Raw genomic sequence first — 15928 nt, forward strand, 5'->3', positions numbered from 1 at the left:
GATCCCCCATGCTGCTGCCAGCCTCCGATTCCACGCTGCTCATCGTCGACATGCAGGGCCGCCTGATGCCCGTGATCCACGACGGCGATGCGGTCCTGGCGGCCAACGTCAAGCTGGCCCAGGCCGCGCGGCTGCTGGAGGTGCCGGTGGTCGCCACCGAGCATCACAGCAAGATGCTGGGCGTGACCGTGGCGCCGCTGGCCGAACTGGTGCAATCGACCTTCCAGAAAATGCACTTCTCGTCGGCGCGCGAGCCGGGCTTCGAGGGCTGGCTGCCGGCCGCGCGCAAGACCGTGCTGGTGACGGGCTGCGAGGCGCACATCTGCGTGCTGCAGACCGTGATCGGGCTGACCGAGATGGGCTATCGCGCCGTGCTGGTGTCCGATGCGGCGGGTTCGCGCAAGCCGTCCGACCATCATGCGGCGCTGCGCCGCGCGCGGGCGCATGGCGCGGATATCGTCACCACCGAAATGGCGATCTTCGAGTGGATGGAAACCTGCGAGCACCCGCGCTTTCGCGACGTGTTACGTCTGGTCAAATAGCGGCCCCGGCTGCAACATTGTCCCCAGGGAACGCAAAGATTATCTCGCTGTTTGACACAATTCCTGGGCAAACTTCACAGCGCGCAGGCGAATATTTTGCGATCCTGAAGGCTCCAACCCAAGAGGGAAGCGCGCGCTCGCAACCAGCAGGATCCAGCGCTTTTCCGGGAACAAGAACAGGAGTCCCATCATGAAAATCGCATCCATCACCAAGATCTGCGCGGCGACCGCGCTGGCTGTCACCATGGCGGGCTGCTCGTCGTGGGACAGCATGAGCCATCGCCAGAAAAGCACCGTGGGCGGCGCCGCGTTGGGCGGCGTGGCCGGCGCGGTGATCACCAACGGCGGCATCCTCGGCACGGTCGGCGGCGCGGCCATCGGCGGCGTGATCGGCGACCAGGTCGGCAAGCGGCGCTGACGCGGCGGCTGCATTCCGGCCACCCATGAAAAAACGCCCGGCGCGATGCCGGGCGTTTTGCTTTGGCCGGCCGCCGCGTGGCGGCCGTGCTCCGTTGCGCGCGGGCGGGAACTTGCGATCCCGCCGGCGGGCGTCAGGCGTTGGGGCTCGAGGTCTCGCCTTGCGGCATCTCGATCTTCACCTCCAGGACTTCCAGCGTGTCCTGGCGTTCCAGGTGCACCTTGATGTCCTCGGGGTTGATCTTGACGTACTTGGAGATCACGGCGATGAGTTCCTGCTGCAGCTGCGGCAGGTAGTCGGGCGAATCGCCACGGCCCCGCTCGTGGGCCAGGATGATCTGCAGCCGCTCCTTGGCGACGGAGGCGGACGTTTTCTTTTGACCGAGCAGAAACGACAGGAAGGACATTGCTTACTTGCCTCCGAACAGGCGTTTCAGGAAACCGGGCTTTTCGTAGTCGGTGAAGCGCAGGGCCTTGTCTTCGCCCAGGTAGCGGGCGACGACGTCCTTGTAGGCTTCGGACACGTCGGTGTCTTTCAGGTGGATGGCCGGCAGGCCCTGGTTGGACGCCTGCAGCACGGCTTCGGATTCGGGGATCACGCCGATCAGCTTGATGCGCAGGATGTCCTCGATGTCGGTCAGCGACAGCATCTCGCCGTCGACTACGCGCTTGGGGTTGTAGCGCGTGAGCAGCAGGAATTCCTTGACCGGCTCGTTGCCTTCCACGGCGCGCTTGGACTTGGCGGCCAGGATGCCCAGGATACGGTCGGAGTCGCGCACCGAGGAGACTTCGGGGTTGGTCACGACGATGGCGTCATCGGCGAAGTAGGCGGCCATCAGCGCGCCGGTCTCGATGCCGGCCGGCGAATCGCAGACGATGTACTCGAAGCCCATTTCCTTCAGGTCGTTGATGACCTTTTCCACGCCTTCCTGGGTCAGCGCGTCCTTGTCGCGGGTCTGCGACGCGGGCAGGATGAAGAGGTTCTCGAGCTGCTTGTCCTTGATCAGGGCCTGGTTCAGCGTGGCTTCGCCCTGGATCACGTTGACGAAGTCGTACACCACGCGCCGTTCGCAGCCCATGATGAGGTCCAGGTTGCGCAGGCCGACGTCGAAGTCGATGACAGCGGTCTTGTGGCCCCGCATCGCGAGTCCCGCGGAAAAACTGGCGCTGGTCGTGGTCTTGCCCACGCCGCCTTTGCCGGAAGTCACCACAACGATGCGTGTCATGACGATCAAACCCTTATGTTCGAATAAATCGCGTTATCGTAAAGCAAAAAGCCCTTGTAAGGCTTCTTACAGAATGTGTGTAGTTGATTTGCGCCCTTGCGCGAATCGGGTGTTGCGTCAGGCCTTCAGGGCCTCGATGCGCAGCGTGTCGCCGTCCAGTCGGACCAGCGCCGGTTGGTTGTGCAGCGAGCGGTCGAGCTTGTCCTCGACCACGCGATACACGCCGGCAACGGCCAGCAGCTCGGCGTCCAGGTGCGTGGTGAAGATGCGGGCCGTGGCATCGCCGCGCGCGCCCGCCATGGCCTTGCCGCGCAGCGGGCCGTACACATGCACGTTGCCGTCGGCGATGACCTCGGCGCCCTGGCTGACCATGCCGATGACCACCAGGTCGGTGTGGCGCGCATAGACGCGCTGGCCCGAGCGCAGCGGCTTGGTGATGACCAGCGCCGACGAGGAGTGCGGCGCGAAGGCGGTCGGGGCAGGCGCCGAGGTGGCGCTGGCGGCCTCGCGTTCCGGCATGGGGTTGGGCGAGGGCGCGGCCTTGCCGGAGGACGCGGGTTCGGCGATGTCGCTGGGCGCGGGCGCGGTCGTCACGGCGGCGGCCTGGATCGAGGGAACCGGCGTGGAGACGTCATTGGCCGGGGCCATGTCCACCGCCTGGGCGGGACGCGGGGCCGGCGTGGACAGTTCCACGGGCGTCAGGCCCGCCTTGCGGGCCGCTTCCAGGTTGGCGCCTTCGGCCACCACGCCGATGGGCGGCAGGTTGTGCCCGCGCAGCGCGGCGATCAGCGCCGGCCAGTCGATGGTTTCCTCGACGCGGCTGGCATCGACCACCACGGGTTCGTTCTCGAAGAAGCTGCCGGCGTCGGCCATGCGCTTGGCCAGCGCGGCGCTCAGGCGCTCGGGATCGGCGCTGTGCAGGACCACCCGGATCGCATACAGGGTGGCGCTCTTGAAGTCCAGGGCTAGGGATTCAGTGTTCATCTTGGTGTGGGATGGCGGCCGGGCACGGGAAAAAGGGCCCGTTCCGCCGGCGCGCGGATGTCGGGCATGATAACCCGCCGGGGGAGGTTTCTTCCGGTTTGGCTCAGGGGAAATCGGGGTGTTTTCCGCCTTTTGCCACCGGCCCGGACGCTTGCCTCGACGGCCCGGTCGGGCCTCGGAGATGCAAAAAGGGCGCCCGGAGGCGCCCTTTGGCCGAAGCAACCGGAATCAGCCCTGCGCCCAAGAGTCGCGCAGGGTGACGACGCGGTTCAGGACGGGGTTTTCCGCCGTCGATTCCTTCAGGTCCGCCGTGAAGTAGCCCAGGCGCTCGAACTGCCAGGTCGCGCCAGGCGTCGCCACGGTGCCCGGTTCCAGCCAGGCCGTCACGGTCTGTTTGGAGTTCGGGTTCAGGCAGGTCAGGAAATCCTTGTCGCCGCCGTCCGGACGCGGGTCGGCGAACAGGCGGTCATACAGATGGATCTGCGCGGGCACGGCATGCGCGGCGCTGACCCAGGTGATGTTGCCCTTGACCTTGACGCTGTCGGCGCCCGGCGTGCCGCTCTTGGTGTCCGGCAGGTATTCGGCCTGGACTTCCACGACCTCGCCGGCCTCGTTCTTGGTGAAGCCGGTGCAGCGCACCACGTAGCCGTACTTCAGGCGCACGGTGTTGCCGGGGAACAGGCGGAAGTACTTCTTCGGCGCTTCCTCGCGGAAGTCGTCGCGCTCGATCCAGAGCTCGCGCGTCAGCGGGAATTCGCGCTGGCCGGCCTCGGGGTCGTGCGGATTGCGCGGCGCCGTGCAGATTTCGCTCTGGCCTTCGGGGTAGTTGGTGATGACCAGCTTGAGCGGGTCCAGCACCGCCACCGAGCGCGCGGCCACCGGATCCAGGTCGTCGCGCACGGCCTGCTCCAGCAGGCTGTAGTCGATGCGCGAGTCGGACTTGGACACGGCGGTGCGGTCGCAGAACAGGCGGATCGACGACGCGGTGTAGCCGCGGCGGCGCAGGCCGAAGATGGTCGGCATGCGGGGGTCGTCCCAGCCGTCGACGTGGCCTTCGCGCACCAGTTGCAGCAGCTTGCGCTTGCTGGTGACGATGTAGCTCAGGTTCAGGCGGGCGAATTCGTACTGGCGCGGCAGCGGCTGCGCCAGCTTGCCCAGTTCGGCCAGGCGCGCCAGGATCCAGTCGTAGAACGGGCGCTGGTCTTCGAATTCCAGCGTGCAGACGCTGTGCGTGATGCCTTCGAGCGCGTCCTCGACCGGATGCGCCCAGCTGTACATCGGGTAGATGCACCACTTGTCGCCGGTGCGGTGATGGTGGGCGTGGCGCACGCGGTACATGACCGGGTCGCGCAGGTTGATGTTGGGCGAGGCCATGTTGATCTTGGCGCGCAGCACCAGGCTGCCGTCAGGATGCTTGCCGTCGCGCATCTCGCGCAGCAGCGCGAGCGATTCGGCGGCCGGGCGGTCGCGCCAGGGCGAGTTGACGCCCGGTTCGGTCAGCGTGCCGCGGTTGGCGCGGATCTCGTCGGCGCTCTGCGCGTCCACGTAGGCGTGGCCGGCCTCGATCAGCGCTTCGGCGAACTCGTACATGTAGCCGAAGTAGTCGCTGGCGAAATACAGGTTGTCGTTGCCGTCGGCCTTCCAGTCGAAGCCCAGCCAGTGCACGGCCTCGATGATGGCGTCGACGTACTCCTGGTCTTCCTTCTCGGGATTGGTGTCGTCGAAGCGCAGGTGGCAGACGCCGCCGAAGTCGCGCGCCAGGCCGAAGTTCACGCAGATGCTCTTGGCGTGGCCGATGTGCAGGTAGCCGTTGGGCTCCGGCGGGAAGCGCGTGCGGATCCGGGCCGGGTCGGGCTGACCCTGCTGCTGCACCGCCGCCGGGCCGGGCTTGCCCGCCCAGCGCTTGTCCTGGTAGCGGTTGGCCTGGAGATCGTCCGTGACGATGTTCAGCAGGAAATTGGACGCGGCCGCGGGGGCGGCGGCGGCCGGAGTCGGCGAGGAAGGCGGCGTCGGGGCGGAAGTCATTCTTGAAAGAATAGGAAAAAGCGGCGACAAAGCGTCAATTTTGCCATGATCCGCAAGGAGGGCCTCCGGGGGCTGGTCAAGCCGGGTTGCAAATGGCTCCCATCTTCCGGGGACAGGCTCTACACTTATGGGCCTGTCTACCCTGTTGGCATCATGGATATATCCACTCTATCACTGGCCCGTGCGCAGTTCGTGACCAGTCTGAGTTTCCTGGCGCTGTTCCTGTCCGTCGCCCTGGCGCTGGCCTGGATCCTGCTGTTCTTCAAGCTGCGCGCCCGCATGAGCGGCAACGGCGGCTGGACCGCCGCCTATCGCTTCTGGGTTCGCATCTTCGCCCTGTCCTTCGTGCTGACGCTGGCGGCCAGCGTGCCGGTGCTGATCCAGCTTGGCAGCCTGTGGGCGGGCCTGATGGACAAGATCGGCAATGTGGCCGGCCCCTTGCTGGGCTACGGCATCCTGTCGGTCTTCATTCTCAAGTCCTGCTTCCTGGGCGTCATGCTGTTCGGCCAGCGCCGCGTGTCCGACGGCGCCCATACGCTGGCGGTGCTGATGGTGGCGGTGGGCCAGCTGGTGGCGGTGTTCTGGGTGCTGGCCCTGCAATCGTGGATGCAGACGCCCGACGGCGCGCTGCTGGTGGATGGCCGCTATCAGGTCTATGACTGGGCTGCCGTGGTGTTCAATCCGTCGATCGGCTGGCGCATGGCGCAGGTGGCGCTCGGCTCGGCCCTGGCGGCCGCGTTTCTCATCATCGGCGTGACGGCGCTGCAGGCGCTGCGCCGGCCGCTGGGCGACGGCGAGCGCTGCGCCTTCAAGGCCGCGCTGGTCATCGCCGCGGCCGCCGCCTTGCTGCAAGGGCCGGCGGTGGTGGGCGCGGCGCAGGTGATGGCCAAGTACCAGCCGGCCAAGGCCGCCGCCGCCGCGGGCTACTGGGAAAGCGGCGCCAGGCCCAACCTGGTGCTGTTCGCCTGGCCGGACGCGCTGTCGCACCAGAATCAGGCCGAACTGGCCATCTCCAATGCCGGCGGCCGCTGGCTGCATCGCAATGACGATGGCTCCTATCAAGGGCTGGACAAGTATTCCGGCATGCTGCCGCCCGTGGCGCTGACCTTCTGGTCCCTGCGCGTGGCGGTCGGGCTGGGACTGCTGATGCTGGTCGCGTCCTGCGTCACGCTGATGTGGACCTGGCGGCGCGAGCTGGATCCGTCCGGCCTGCCGCGCGGATGGCTGCGGATGCTGTGCGGCATGATGTTCTCGGGCGGCATCGCGGTGGTGGCGGGCTGGTGGGTGTCGATCATCGGTCTGCAGCCCTTCGTGGTGAACGGCACCATCACGCAGACGGAGGTGCTGGGCACGGCCTCGTCCGGCGCGGTGCTGTACGGCCTGATCGGCTACGGCCTGCTGTACGCGCTGTTGCTGGCCGCGTTCGCCGGGATGCTGTTCCACGCGGCGCGCTACGGCGTGGTGCCGGTGCGCAAACTGGGCGGAGGTGCGCAATGATCGCGATGCTGGCCGCTTCGCAAGGGCTCAATCCCGACGATCCCTCGTTCTGGATGCCGCTGGCCTTCATGGCGTTGCTGTTCGTGGTGATCGCCGCCGGCGTGGTGCTGGACGGCTTCGACCTGGGCGTGGGCATCCTGCTGCAACTGGCGCCGGCCGAAGAGCGCGGCCGCATGATGAGCCTGCTCAGCCCCTGGCGCGACGCCAACGAGTTCTGGCTGCTGCTGGGCATGGGCCTGTTCGCCTCGGCCTTTCCCTTCGCCTGGGGCGCGGTGCTGGGCAAGCTGTATGGCCCGCTGACCTTCATGGTGCTGGGCGTGGTGCTGCGCAGCGTGGCGTTCGAGTTCCGCATCCGCGCCCGCAACGAGCACAAGCCGCGCTGGATCTTCGCCTTCTGGGCGGGGTCGCTGATGACGGCCTTCGGCCAGGGCATGCTGCTGGGCCGTATCGCCACCGGCTACCAATCCGACGCCGGCTATGGCTGGTTCGCGTTGTTCGTGGGTCTGTGCGCGGTGGCGGCCTATGTGCTGCTGGGCGCGTCATGGCTGGTGATGCGGGTCGATGGCGACCTGCAGCGCCGGGCCGCGAACTGGGCCCGCCACGCCATCCGCTGGACGGCCGTGGGCATGGTGGCGATCGCGGTGACGCTGGGCCTGGCCAACGCGGGCATCTTCTACAAGTGGAGCAACATCGCCCATCTGAGCCTCGCGGCCACGGTCTGGGTGCTGATGCTGGGCGGCTTCGTCGCGGCGGAAATGCTGCTGGCGCGACTGCCGGGGCAGGCCGACCGTTTCAGCTGGCTGCCTTTCGTGCTGTGCGTGGCGCTGTTCCTGCTGATGCTGTGCGGGCTGGCCTACAGCCTGTTCCCCTACCTGATCCTGGACGACATGACGCTGTGGGACGGCGCCGGCGCGCTGGGCTCGATGCGGCTGGTCATGGCGGGCGCGGTGATCGGGATTCCGGTGGTGCTGGTGTTCAACATCCTGGCGTACCGCTCGGTGTTCGGCAAGGAGCGCCCGCCCGTGCCGCTGCTGCCGCCGCCGTCGCCCTGACCCGGGGCGCGGAACCTGTGCGCGGCGCCCGGGCGCCGCGCTTGCGTTTTGACGGCCTCAGACGATGGGCCGAGCCACCCGCTGCAGGATTTCCTCGCCGTAGGCTTCGAGCTTGCGCGCGCCCACGCCGCTGATGTGGCTGAGCGCGTCCAGCGTCTCGGGCTGGGCCAGCGCGATCTCGCGCAGCGTGGCGTCGTGGAAGATGACGTAGGCCGGCACGCCGTGGCTCTTGGCCACTTCGCCGCGCCAGGCGCGCAGCGCCTCGAACAGCGGTTGCAGTTCCGGCGGCAGGTCCACGGCGGCGGCCTTGGCGCGTCCGCTGCCGGTCTTGCTCGCGCGGCCCTTCTTTTCGGATTCGCGACGTAGCATGAGCTGGTGCTCGCCCTTGAGCACGGCGCGGCTGCCTTCGGTCAGCGCCAGCGTGCCGTACCCCTCGTTGTCCACGGTCAGCAGGCCCTGCGCCAGCAGTTGGCGCAGCACGCCGCGCCAGGCGGTGTCGCTCAGGTCGGCGCCGACGCCGAAGACGCTCAGCGTCTCGTGGCCGTGCTGCTTGGTGCGCTCGGTGGACTTGCCGCGCAGGATATCGATGATGTGGCCGGCGCCGTAGCGCTGGCCGCGTTCCTTCCATAGACGGTACACGGCCGACAGCACTTTCTGCGCCGCCACCGTGCCGTCCCAGGCCTGCGGCGGGTCCAGGCAGACGTCGCAGTTGCCGCAGGCGCTGATGTGCTGGCCGAAGTAGGCCAGCAGCCGCACGCGGCGGCATTCGACCGTCTCGCACAGGCCCAGCATGGCGTCGAGCTGCTGGCCCAGGCGCCGGCGATAGGCTTCATCGCCAGGCGATTCGTCGATCATGCGGCGCTGCTGCACCACGTCCTGCAGGCCGTAGGCCAACCAGGCGGTGGCGGGCAGGCCGTCGCGGCCGGCGCGGCCGGTTTCCTGGTAGTAGCCTTCGACCGACTTGGGCAGGTCGATGTGGGCCACGAAGCGCACGTCGGGCTTGTCGATGCCCATGCCGAAGGCGATGGTGGCCACCATGACCACGCCGTCCTCGCGCAGAAAGCGCGACTGGTTGGTGGCGCGCACCTGGGCGCTCAGGCCGGCGTGGTAGGGCATGGCGTCGATGCCCTGGTTGCACAGGAATTCGGCGGTTTCCTCGACCCGGGCGCGCGACAGGCAATAGACCACGCCCGATTCGCCTTCGTGTTCGTTCTGGATCATGTCCAGCAGCTGCTTGCGCACCTCGTTCTTCTCGACGATGCGGTAGCGGATGTTGGGGCGGTCGAAGCTGGAGACGAAATGGCGCGCCTCGTCCAGCGACAGGCGCTGCGCGATTTCGCTTCGGGTGGCCGCGGTGGCGGTGGCCGTCAGCGCGATGCGCGGCACATCGGGCCAGCGCTCGTGCAGCATGGACAGGCCCAGGTATTCCGGCCGGAAGTCATGGCCCCATTGGGATACGCAGTGCGCCTCGTCGATGGCGAACAGCGCGATGCGGCCGCGTTCCAGCAGCTGCAGGCAGCGGTCGGTCAAGAGGCGTTCCGGCGCGACGTACAGCAGGTCCAGCTCGCCCGCCAGGAAGGCGCGTTCCACGTCGCGGGCGACCTGCCATTCCTGGGTCGAGTTCAGGAACGCGGCGCGCACGCCGAGTTCGGTCAGCGCGTCGACCTGATCCTGCATCAGCGCGATCAGCGGCGATACGACGATGCCGGTGCCTTCGCGCACCAGCGAGGGGATCTGGTAGCACAGCGACTTGCCGCCGCCGGTGGGCATGAGCACGAGCGCGTCGCCGCCGCCGATCACCTGGTCGACGATGGCTTGCTGGTCGCCGCGGAAGGATTCGTAACCGAAGACGCGCTGCAGGATTTCAAGGGCGCGCGCGTCAGACATGGGGGTAGGTCGGAAGCATCATGGCGGGGATTTTAAGCCCCAATCCGGCGGGCGGCGGCCGGGGATGACTTTTCCGTCCGCCGCGAGGCCGGGGCTACCACTGCAGCCAGGTGCCGCGCATGAAGGTGTCCACCGGCATGCTCAGGTTGGCGCGCCATTCGTAATTGCCGGTAAGGATGTCGCGGTCCGCTCCCACCGCCAGCTTCACGGTCGGCGCCACGAACATGCTGTGCGCCAGGCCGACGCGCTGCGATGACAGCGTGGTGCCTTCGCGCAAGCCGGAATAGGTGCCGCTGAGCGTGCCCCAGCCATGGATGGGCACGCCGGCGGACAGCGTGTTGCGGGTCTGCGCGGTGCCCACGCCGCCGCCGCCGTAGTTGGACAGGTCGCCGAAGCCGGCGCCGATCTGCTCGTTGGTATAGCCCAGGTTCAGGTTCTCGGACACGTCGACGTTGTAGCCGAAGCGGTAGCGCCAGGCGTTGACCGCGTCGAAGGAGCTTTGCGTGGCGCCGGCCTGGATCGTGCCGTAGTCGCCAGCCTGGTAGGTGGTGCCCATGCCGCGGGTGGTCAGGGTGGGCGCGCTCTGCATCTGGCCCTCGACGGTGAGCGCCGGCGTCAGGCCGTAGCGTACCGTGCCGCTGCCCACCGAGGCGCCGTAGTCGACGGCGCCGGAACTGGCGCCGGGGTCCATGCGGTTGAGCCGGCCGACCGACGAGGAGTAGCCGAAGCGGCCTTCCGGCAAGGCGGCGCCTGAACCTGTCCAGTTCGAGATCTGCAGGCCGCCGACCGGCGCCGCGCTGCCCCAGAACGGGGCGTTGGTATTCAGGTTGCCGACCGCCACGGCCGGGCCGCTGGTGTCGCGGTAGATCCAGTTCTGGTCGCCGTAGCGCAGCCCGCCTTGTCCGCCGACCGAGGAAAACCAGGCGCGCGAGCGCCGCGAGACGCCGGAGTACACCATCACCGGGCCGCGGGGGATGTCGGCGCTCTCCAGGTCCAGCGCATATTCCGGCGGCGGTTCGGGCGGCGCCTCCTGGCCGCAGCCTAGCGGAGCGGCGGGGGGCGCGGCGTCACCGCTGCCATCGCCGGACAGCGAGGCGCCCAGGCCGGGGATCGCGGCGCCGTCTTCCGGGGCCTGGCCAGGGGGCGGCTGCACGGCGCTGTCCTGACCGGGTTCGGCCGGCCGAAGGTCGCAGGGCGTGGGGTCCAGCGGCACGGCGCGATTGTCGAAGGACGGAGCCGGACGCACCGGCACCGGCTGCACGGGCGACAGCGCGCCGATGCCGCGGGCGGCATATTGCGGGGCGCCGGCGTAGGGCGGATAGGTTGAGGGCGCTTCGAGCGGACCGCCGACGGCCGGCGCCAGCGGGCAGGCGCAAGCCGCCGTCAGCGCGACACACGACAGCCGCCCGCGCCAGGGTGCGGGAACGGCCATAGACATGCAGTGTAGAAAATGCGCGCCGCCATATCTGTAAACGATTCTTATAAAACCGGACCAGCGGCTGCAAGCGGAACCTATTTTACGTCCGGGGCTGCGCCTGTCCGGCCGGCGCTGCCGGCGCATGGAAAGACCAGGTAAATTCGGCAAACGTCGTGCAACGGGTATATTTCAGATGATTTCCTGGCTCTTGCGGCCGGGCGCGGAGCGGCCCACTATGGCATCCATGGAAAATCCCCACACCAAATTGCTGGTTGTCGATGACGACCCGGCGTTGCGGCAATTGCTGGCCGATTACCTGAACCGGCACGGCTACGACACCTTGCTGGCGCCGGACGCCAGCGACCTGGCCAATCGCATCACCCGTTATGCGCCCGACCTGCTGGTCCTGGACCGGATGCTGCCCGGCGGCGACGGCGCCGACGCCTGCCGCCGGCTGCGCGAGCAGGGCGAAGACATCCCCGTCATCCTGCTGACCGCGCGCGACGAGGCGGTGGACCGGATCATCGGCCTGGAGGCCGGCGCCGATGATTATGTCGGCAAGCCCTTCGATCCGCGCGAATTGCTGGCGCGCATCGAGGCCGTGCTGCGCCGCAAGCGCGGTCCGTCCGCATTGACCAAGGATGCGCCGGTCGCTTTCGGCCCCTTCGTGTTCGATCCCGCCACCCGCCAGCTGTCGCGCGAGCAGGTGGTGGTCAAGCTGACCGGTGGCGAAATCAATCTGCTCGAGGCGCTGGTGCGCAACGCCGGCAAGCCGCTGTCGCGCGAGCGCCTGCTGGCGCTGGCGCGCGACGACGATGGCGGCGAGCGCAACGACCGGGCCATCGACATCGCCATCCTGCGGCTGCGCCGCGTGATCGAGACCGATCCCAAGCAGCCGCGCTGGATACAGACGGTCTGGGGCATCGGCTACCGCTTTTCCCCATAGTGGATGAAGCCCACCCCCGAAGCGCTGCGCGCTTCCCCCTCTAGGGGGCGCAGCTGCGGACCGGCGGAGCCGGATCCGCGCTGCCCTGGTCGGGGGGGCGGCATTGCCTGGTTGGGTAGTATTTGGTGTGGCGGCGGTTTGGATAAGTGATGCGATTCTCTCTTGGGTTCCTGGTGCCGCGCTCCTTGCGTGCGCGGCTGATTCTGCTGATCCTGGGGGCGGTGCTGCTGACGCAGGCCGCCACGCTGGTCACGGTCACGTACTTCCGCCACAAGTTCATGGAAGACGTGGCCATCGGCTATATCGTGACCACGATCCGCACCTTGCGCGCGGCCGTTTCGCAGGTGCCGGCCGAGGAGCGCGCGGAATTCGTGCGCGCGGCCTCGCAGAACCAGTGGCGGCTGTGGTCGCGGGTGCTGCCGGTCGAGGCGCGGCTGCAGCGCTTCGGCGGCCGCCATCCGCCGCCGCCCCGGGGCGGGCCGAGGCCGCCGCCGGTCAACGCCACGCCCGTGCCGCGCGCGCCGGGGGACATGACCCGCGAGGAAGACGAGGAACGCTCCGCCGCCCGCGCGGCCGAGCGCATGCTCGACCGCCGCGAAGGCGGCTCGCCCTATCGGTCCGAGGTCGATGATGTCCGCCGCGACCTGCGTGGACTGGTGCAGCAGCTCAATGAACGCCTGAACGACGGCACGCGCGTGGCCCTGTCGCGCGGCCCCACGCCCGAGATCTTCATTTCGCTGGCGCCCAATTCCGACAGCGAGGACGTGCCGCGCCTGCGCGAATGGCTGGTGATCCCGCTGGAGCGGCTGGACCCGCCCGTGTCGACGCCGCTGGCCGCGGCCTGGCTGGGCGGCCTGGGCCTGCTGCTGTTGCTGGCAGTCGGGTTTTCCTGGCACATCACGCGTCCGCTCACGCGCCTGGCCGACGCCGCCGACCGCCTGGCCGCCGGACAGCCGCAACGCGTGGATCCCGCCGGTCCGACCGAGACCCGGGCGCTGGGCGAGCGTTTCAACGCCATGCTGGACGCGCTGGCCGAATCGGATTCCGTGCGGCGCACGTTGCTGGCCGGACTGCCGCATGACCTGAAGGGGCCCTTGTCCCGCATGTGGCTGCGCATCGAGCTGGCCGACGATTCCAAGCTCAAGGACGGCCTGCGCGCGGATCTCCAGGACATGCAGCACATGGTCGACCAGTTCATCGGCTTCGTGCGCGGCACCGATCCGGCGGCCTACCGGTATGCGTCCATGGCGCTGCAGGACTGGCTGGGCGAGCGCGTGCGCGCCTGGCAGGGCGCGGGCACCGACATCCGGCTGCACGGCGTCGAGGATCCGGCCCTGGTGGTGCAGGCGGACGCCGTCGCGCTGGGCCGCCTGCTGGACAACCTGATCGGTAATGCGCTGAACCACGGCGCACCCCCGGTCGACGTCAGCCTGCACCGGGAGGGGCGCCACGCGGTGCTGGACGTGGCCGACCACGGGCCGGGCATCGCGCCCGAGCGCCGCCGCGAGGCACTGCGGCCCTTCAGCCGCCTGGATGACGCCCGCACCCGCACCGGCAGCGTGGGCCTGGGGCTGGCGCTGGCCGAGGCCATCGCCCGCGCCCACGGCGGCTCGCTGGAATTGCGTCAGGCCGACTCGGGCGGCTTGTGCGTGCGCGTGCGCCTGCCCCTGTCGGAAGCCGCCTAGTGGGCGGATCCGTCCACGGGGTGGCGCGCCCGGCCGGGCCATCTACGGTACGATGCTCGTTGCATTGTCCCTAGCCGTTTCCGCACCATGGCCATCCAGTCCGATTCGCTCTCCTCCCGTCCCGACGCCGCCCGCATCGTGGCGCCCCAGCCCGCGTCGCCCAACGAGGAATCCATCGAGCGCGCCCTGCGGCCCAAGGCGCTGCAGGAGTACGTCGGCCAGCAGCGCGCGCGCGAACAGCTCGAGATCTTCATCGCCGCCGCTCGCAAGCGCGGCGAGGCGCTGGACCACGTGCTGCTGTTCGGCCCGCCGGGCCTGGGCAAGACCACGCTGGCCCACATCATCGCGCATGAAATGGGAGTGCAGCTGCGCCAGACCTCCGGCCCGGTGCTGGAGCGTCCCGGCGACCTGGCCGCGCTGCTGACCAACCTGGAAAAGAACGACGTCCTGTTCATCGACGAGATCCACCGCCTGTCGCCCGTGGTCGAGGAAATCCTGTACCCGGCGCTGGAGGATTTCCAGATCGACATCATGATCGGCGAGGGCCCCGCCGCGCGCAGCGTCAAGCTGGACCTGCAGCCCTTCACGCTGGTGGGCGCCACCACCCGCGCCGGCATGCTGACCAATCCGTTGCGTGACCGCTTCGGCATCGTCTCGCGGCTGGAGTTCTACAACGCCGCCGACCTGGGCCACATCGTCACGCGCAGCGCGGGCCTGCTCAACGCCGAAATCACGCCGGACGGCGCCGCCGAGGTCGCGCGCCGCGCCCGGGGCACGCCCCGCATCGCCAACCGCCTGCTGCGGCGCGTGCGCGATTACGCCGAGGTCAAGGCGCGCGGCACCATCGACGCCGACGTGGCGGGCCGCGCCCTGGCCATGCTGGAAGTCGATCCGCAAGGGCTGGACCTGATGGACCGCAAGCTGCTGGAAGCCATCATCCACAAGTTCGACGGCGGACCGGTGGGCGTGGACAGCCTGGCGGCGGCCATCGGCGAAGAGCGCGACACCATCGAGGACGTGATCGAGCCCTACCTGATCCAGCACGGCTATCTGCAGCGCACGCCGCGCGGCCGCACCGCCACGCTGACCACCTGGCGTCATCTCGGGCTGACGCCGCCTGCCGGCGCGGCCAGCGGTAGCGGGGATCTGTTCGGCAAGTAGCCGTGGCGGGCCGGCCGCGCGGCGGGACGGTCCGGGCAGGTATATGATCCCAGGGTTTCGACCCCCGCGATCTGAGGACCCGTCCCATGCAGCCTGATTTGCCCACGAATCTCCCCAGCTACGACGATATCGTCCGCGCCAGCGAGCGCCTGGCCGGCCACGCGCACCGCACGCCCGTGCTGACCTCGGCCACCGCCGACGCGATCGCCGGGGCCTCGCTGTTCTTCAAGTGCGAGAATTTCCAGCGCATGGGCGCGTTCAAGTTTCGCGGCGGCTACAACGCCATCGCGCGCCTGACCCCGGCGCAGCGCGCCGCCGGCGTGGTGACGTTCTCGTCCGGCAACCACGCCCAGGCCATCGCGCTGGCTTCGCGCATGCAGGGCGTGCAGGCCACCATCATCATGCCGCTGGACGCTCCCGCGGCCAAGCGCGCCGCCACCGAGGGCTACGGCGGCAAGATCGTGACCTACGACCGCTACACCGAGGACCGCGAGGAAATCGCCCGCCGCATCCAGGCCGAGACCGGCGCCACGCTGATCCCGCCTTATGACCACGAGGACGTGATCGCGGGGCAGGGCACGGCGGCCAAGGAACTGTTTGAGGAAGTGGGCGAGCTGGATTACCTGTTCGTCTGCCTGGGCGGCGGCGGGTTGCTGAGCGGATCGGCGCTGGCCGCCTATGCGCTGAGCCCGCGCTGCCTGGTCTACGGCGTGGAGCCCGAGGCCGGCAACGACGGCCAGCAATCGCTGCGCAAGGGTGAAGTGGTCCGAATTCCCGCGCCCAAGACCCTGGCCGACGGCGCCGCCACGACCCACCTGGGCAACCTGACCTTCCCGCTCATCCAGAAGTACGTGCGCGACATCGTCACCGTGACCGACGATCAGCTGGTGGCGACCATGAAGTTCTTCGCCGAAAGGATGAAGATGGTGGTGGAGCCGACCGGCTGCCTGTCCACCGCGGCCGTGCTGCAGAACGTGGTGCCGGTGCGCGGCGCGCGCGTGGGGATCGTCATCAGCGGCGGCAACGTCGACCTGCCGGCCTACGCCAAACTGCTCTCCATTTGATTTTTCAACGCCGGCGCGCCCTTGC

14 protein-coding genes are annotated in these 15928 nt (G+C 68.7%); 8 read left to right on the plus strand and 6 right to left on the minus strand.

All coding sequences use genetic code 11. The features are described 5' to 3' along the window. Positions 1-8: 8 nt before the first annotated feature. Together C2U31_RS09690 and C2U31_RS09695 are read left to right on the plus strand one after the other, a co-directional pair. A complete protein-coding gene (locus C2U31_RS09690) occupies positions 9-542 on the plus strand; it encodes an isochorismatase family protein (protein WP_103272656.1) in 534 nt (177 codons plus the stop codon). Positions 543-732: 190 nt separating this feature from the next. Continuing rightward, positions 733-960: a glycine zipper 2TM domain-containing protein gene (locus C2U31_RS09695; RefSeq protein WP_103272657.1), complete on the plus strand. Its 228-nt coding sequence runs from the start codon at positions 733-735 to the stop codon at positions 958-960. Positions 961-1093: 133 nt separating this feature from the next. On the opposite strand, the gene minE is transcribed toward C2U31_RS09695, so the two are convergent. The 4 genes from minE to C2U31_RS09715 form a co-directional block, all read right to left on the minus strand. Beyond that, positions 1094-1366: a cell division topological specificity factor MinE gene (minE, locus tag C2U31_RS09700; RefSeq protein WP_103272658.1), complete on the minus strand. Its 273-nt coding sequence runs from the start codon at positions 1364-1366 to the stop codon at positions 1094-1096. 3 nt (positions 1367-1369) lie between these two features. After that, positions 1370-2185: a septum site-determining protein MinD gene (minD, locus tag C2U31_RS09705; protein WP_103272659.1), complete on the minus strand. Its 816-nt coding sequence runs from the start codon at positions 2183-2185 to the stop codon at positions 1370-1372. A gap of 117 nt (positions 2186-2302) precedes the next feature. After that, a complete protein-coding gene (gene minC / locus C2U31_RS09710) occupies positions 2303-3169 on the minus strand; it encodes a septum site-determining protein MinC (protein ID WP_103272660.1) in 867 nt (288 codons plus the stop codon). A 228-nt stretch (positions 3170-3397) separates the two neighbouring features. After that, positions 3398-5194 (minus strand): glutamine--tRNA ligase/YqeY domain fusion protein, encoded by a 1797-nt coding sequence (locus tag C2U31_RS09715; RefSeq protein WP_103272661.1) that lies wholly within the window; start codon positions 5192-5194, stop codon positions 3398-3400. 153 nt (positions 5195-5347) lie between these two features. Here C2U31_RS09715 and C2U31_RS09720 point away from each other — a divergent pair, with 153 nt between their 5' ends. Beyond that, positions 5348-6691, plus strand: coding sequence for a cytochrome ubiquinol oxidase subunit I (locus C2U31_RS09720; RefSeq protein WP_103272662.1), 1344 nt, complete (start codon positions 5348-5350; stop codon positions 6689-6691). Next, positions 6688-7743 (plus strand): cytochrome d ubiquinol oxidase subunit II, encoded by a 1056-nt coding sequence (locus tag C2U31_RS09725; protein WP_103272663.1) that lies wholly within the window; start codon positions 6688-6690, stop codon positions 7741-7743. Before C2U31_RS09720 ends, C2U31_RS09725 begins: the two co-directional genes overlap by 4 nt. Positions 7744-7800: 57 nt before the next feature. On the opposite strand, the gene recQ is transcribed toward C2U31_RS09725, so the two are convergent. Next, entirely contained in the window at positions 7801-9630 is a 1830-nt protein-coding gene (gene recQ, locus C2U31_RS09730; protein ID WP_103272664.1) for a DNA helicase RecQ, read from the minus strand. A 94-nt stretch (positions 9631-9724) separates the two neighbouring features. Then, the gene (locus C2U31_RS09735) at positions 9725-11062 is read right to left on the minus strand and encodes a fimbrial protein (RefSeq protein ID WP_103272665.1); all 1338 of its coding nucleotides are present in this window, start codon (positions 11060-11062) and stop codon (positions 9725-9727) included. 229 nt (positions 11063-11291) lie between these two features. Between C2U31_RS09735 and C2U31_RS09740 the strand changes: the two genes are divergently transcribed. The 4 genes from C2U31_RS09740 to C2U31_RS09755 all read left to right on the plus strand — a co-directional run bounded on the left by C2U31_RS09740 (position 11292) and on the right by C2U31_RS09755 (position 15903). After that, a complete protein-coding gene (locus C2U31_RS09740; protein ID WP_103276329.1) occupies positions 11292-11993 on the plus strand; it encodes a response regulator in 702 nt (233 codons plus the stop codon). A 149-nt stretch (positions 11994-12142) separates the two neighbouring features. After that, positions 12143-13678, plus strand: coding sequence for an ATP-binding protein (locus C2U31_RS09745; RefSeq protein ID WP_103272666.1), 1536 nt, complete (start codon positions 12143-12145; stop codon positions 13676-13678). Between the two features lie 87 nt (positions 13679-13765). After that, complete coding sequence (ruvB, locus tag C2U31_RS09750) at positions 13766-14839, plus strand: Holliday junction branch migration DNA helicase RuvB (RefSeq protein WP_103272667.1); 1074 nt, start codon at positions 13766-13768, stop codon at positions 14837-14839. Between the two features lie 86 nt (positions 14840-14925). Further along, positions 14926-15903 (plus strand): threo-3-hydroxy-L-aspartate ammonia-lyase, encoded by a 978-nt coding sequence (locus tag C2U31_RS09755; protein ID WP_103272668.1) that lies wholly within the window; start codon positions 14926-14928, stop codon positions 15901-15903. Positions 15904-15928 lie beyond the last annotated feature (25 nt).

The sequence above is a fragment of the Achromobacter sp. AONIH1 genome, assembly GCF_002902905.1.
Classification (GTDB): Bacteria; Pseudomonadota; Gammaproteobacteria; order Burkholderiales; family Burkholderiaceae_B; genus Achromobacter.